The organism is uncultured Campylobacter sp. (assembly GCF_938045205.1).
Classification (GTDB): domain Bacteria; phylum Campylobacterota; class Campylobacteria; order Campylobacterales; family Campylobacteraceae; genus Campylobacter_B.
On sequence record NZ_CALIMY010000097.1, the window covers coordinates 1 to 3,771 of the forward strand.

At 50.3% G+C, this 3,771-nt stretch carries 3 protein-coding genes; 2 read left to right on the forward strand and 1 reads right to left on the reverse strand.

The window, feature by feature from the left end:
• Nucleotides 1-229: 229 nt before the first annotated feature.
• Nucleotides 230-649, reverse strand: a complete 420-nt coding sequence (locus Q0198_RS05285) for an acyl-CoA thioesterase (RefSeq protein ID WP_295153100.1) — start codon at nucleotides 647-649, stop codon at nucleotides 230-232.
• Nucleotides 650-833: 184 nt separating this feature from the next.
• Between Q0198_RS05285 and ciaB the strand changes: the two genes are divergently transcribed.
• Nucleotides 834-2,648, forward strand: coding sequence for an invasion protein CiaB (gene ciaB, locus Q0198_RS05290; RefSeq protein WP_297895862.1), 1,815 nt, complete (start codon nucleotides 834-836; stop codon nucleotides 2,646-2,648).
• Between the two features lie 72 nt (nucleotides 2,649-2,720).
• Nucleotides 2,721-3,398, forward strand: a complete 678-nt coding sequence (locus Q0198_RS05295; RefSeq protein ID WP_297895864.1) for a hypothetical protein — start codon at nucleotides 2,721-2,723, stop codon at nucleotides 3,396-3,398.
• Nucleotides 3,399-3,771 lie beyond the last annotated feature (373 nt).

Sequence of the window (3,771 nt, forward strand, 5' to 3'; positions counted from 1 at the left end):
AAAATTCTAAAATTCTAAAATTCTAAAATTCTAAAATTCTAAAATTCTAAAATTCCAAAATTCCGTCTGCTAGGTTTTCCACCAAAATACTGTACAGCAAAATTCCGCGCTTAAAATTATAAAATTTTATGCAGTAAATTCTGCGCACTAAGCTTATCCCACATAAAAATTTTCGCGTTATAAGCTTGACGCTAAAATTCCTTGAGCTAAAACTAAAGTCTAAAAAATTTTAAAATCCATGCAGCCGCTTAATCTCTGCGCTGATAGGCTTTTTTTGGCCTGATTTGGTCACGCTTACGTAGGTTGCGATCGCGCTGGTTACGTGCAAGCACTCGCGAAATCCATCCTCACCAAGCCGCAGCGCCGCGACCTCGATCTGCACGCGGATAGAGGTATTTCCCACACTTAGGACTTTTGCGTAGCAGCTGATGACATCGCCGATAAATACGGGCTGCTTGAAAGTTACTTCCTGCATCGAGATCGTCACGACCCGCTCGGGCGCTATCTCGCGCGCCGCCGTCGCGCCCGCTAAATCGATCTGCGCTAGTATCCAGCCGCCGAAAATATTGCCCGAGCTATTCGTATCCTTAGGCAGCGCTACAACCTTTATGCGCGGCTCGCCGAAATCGTCTAAGTTTAAATCGCTCATTTTTACTCCTTAAATTTAAAAATCTCGCATTTTAACCGCGCAAATTTAACACTTTTTCGATACAATCGGCAAAAATCTATGTCGAAATTTTAAAATTTTAAGCGGGCGTGAGGATAAAATTTAGCTCTCGAAGCAGACACATTCCGCTCGTAAAAAGACGATAAAACGGCAAAAAGGATACGCGATGAACGATTTTGCAAAACTTAGCGAGATGGCGGTCGCTGCTAAAGCGCGACTAAACGCCCTATACGACGAGCCGCACGACGAGCTGATCGCGCGCGGGCTGGAGATCTGCGGCTTTGAGCCTAGCGATACTGCGCGCATCGCCGTACTGCGCCGCATCGTGGATCTCAAAGAGGATCCGCTACTGCAAGAATTTCGCCGCTTGGGCTACGATGAGGCGCGCCAGCGCGAGCTAAAGAGCAAAATGTACGACTTCACGCGCGAAATACACGAAGGCATGCACGCAGCGCTCATTGCCGAAGCGGGCGCGCATGGGATTTTACAGCCCTTTTATCTGGAGCTTTTAAAGGGCGTACACCGCATCGGGCTCGTATTAAGCGATATGCAAAAAAGCTGGCAAGCCCTAATTATCGAAGGCACGAACAAGCGCTTACAGCAGGAATTTAGCTCGCTTGCGCAGGCGAAGGAATTTTTACTGCAAGAGGAGCTGTTTATGCGCACGCCTCACGGCGAGATCTGCGAGCGCTGCTACGGCGCGATAGTGCAGCGCGAGGGCAAATCCCAAATGCTGCCCTACGCCGTGGCATTTGCGGATGAGACGGCAAAGCTGCAGAGCGAATTTAGCGATCTTTTGGAGCGCCTTGTGACGCTCGCGGGAGATGAGAGCGAGCTAGCCTACATCGCGTATCTAAGTAAGCTCAAACAGGCCTTTTGCGAAAGGGACGCTAGCGCCGTGATCGGCGCGTGGCGGGATGCGGAGATCGCGTGGATGGATATAAAAACGCCGCTTCAGATCGGCCATCCGCTTGAGTACTACGAAGACGCCTATACGCACGCAGTCGCGCTAGAATGGGACGTCAGGCTTGCAGGCGCGTATGAGTTTAGCGCGGAGGAATTTAAAGCGCGCGTAAGCGAGAGTTTTGAGCGTGCGTATGAAAAAATCGGCGCAAAGGGCGCCGTCATGCACTCGCTCGTGCTCTCAAACATCGCCAAAACCCAGCTTTACGTCTGCGCGCCGCTGATCTATTACGGAGCCGATCTTAACGGGCTCTTTTCGGCGCAGGTCGTACCCAACGACGAATTCGTAAGCACCAACTGCGGCAAGAAAATTTTCGCTTTCGTAAATTTCGTCTATGAAAGCGCCAAGGCTAGACCTTTTATGCGGCTAAGCGGCGAAATTTTTGAGCCTCACTATCTAAATTTCGGACGCGAAATTTTATTTAAAAAGCCGCAAATTTGGCGCCGCGTCTACGAAATATCGACGATCGGACACGAGTTCGGGCATATATTTTTCATCGACGCGGACACCGAGGCGCGCATGAACCGCTCGGGGCTTTTCAAGCTCATCGAGGAGTACAAGGCGACTACGGGCGGGCTCGTGAACTTCTTTTTCCACGAGGAGGCGGAGTTTTGCCTGCCGGTGCTGGATGAGCTGATCCGCCGCGCCGTGGGGCTCATCGCGTGGCAGCGGGTGGAGGAGCTCAAGCCCTACTACTGCGAGGCTCTGATACATCTGAGCTTGCTTTTTGCATCGGGCGTTTTGAAATTTGACGGCATGCGGCTGGCGGTTAAATTTGACCGCGCAGGCTATGAGAGCTTCAAGGCCGCGTGCCTGCAAAACTATGAGGAGCTGGCGCGGCTTTATTGCGACAAAAAGGACGCGGCGGAATTTTTATCGCGCTTCGCGGAGCTTAGCGACGGCGTGTATCTGCCGCGCGAGGCGCAGGTGCGGGAGTTTGTGAAGTTTTACTACTCGCGCTACGAAGCGATCGGCAACGAAACGGACCCTAGCAATGAGCGAGCAAAGTGGCTTTAAAATTTCGAACCCAAACCGCGCCTTAAAATAATGGAAAGCTAGTAAAATTCCGCGGAATTTTAAGGGGAAAGCATGAGATATTTTAAAAATTTACTCTCTGATTTAAGAAGCGGCAGGCTCGCGCTGCATCCGATTTTGCTTGCGGCGACGTTTTGCATAGTGAAAATTTCGTGGCCTTATTTAATAGGACCTACGGGCGATGATGGCTCGGGCGGGACAATCTTCGGTAACTTCATATTTTGGGACCTTGCAGCATGCGCGTGTTTCATAGCGCTGGGCGCACATCTTGTCTATGTGGCGGGGCGTGGCAGCAAAAACAGCCAAAGTAGTAGCTGCGAAAACAGCGACTACGAAGGCGCGATGCAACCCCGTGGGCTGCGCTATTTAGCCGTGCTACGCACTATCTTATGCGCCCTATGCATCATCGCGTGCGTGGCGGGCTATCTTAGCGCGGATATAAATCACCAGAAATTAGGCGTTCTGAATTGGTTTTTCCCGACTGCGTTATTAAGCGCTTTCATATATTTGGTTGCGATCTGGATTGTTACGACCGACTCTGAAATAGTAGCTTGGGGTGCCGTCTTTGGGACAAGCTATGTAGTCGCTTGCTATGCGGTTTGCAAATGTTTTTTTTGGTATGGTGGATATGTATTTTGGAAAGGGTTGGAGATAATCTTTCCGCTAATTTGGGCGTTTCATTTCAAGCGCACCTACAAAAAGCGCCTAGCAGAGGAGATACACGAGGCGTAATGGCGAGTTGAATGCAGAATTTTAGCCAAAATTTTGCCACCAACCGCAGCTTAAATTTAGCCCAGGAGTAGCCCGCACCGCTTAGAGCAATGCGGTGCTACGGAGGCGGCGTCCTGCGAGAAGTGTAACCTCGCAATTGGGGCCCCTTCCCGCTCCAAAAGAAAGAAATCACAGCACAAATTTCGCAAGCTGTAAATTTAGAGATGAAATTTTATTTTGTAAATTTTCACAAAAATTTATGGATATAGCCTAGCGCCTGGGTGTATTATACGTGATGCTCGTAAGGGGACGGCGCTCAGAGTTGCGAGGCCGCGTACGCCTCCACGACTTTTTAAAATTTTGCCCCCACCCGCGCGACGCTAGCGGTGCGGAC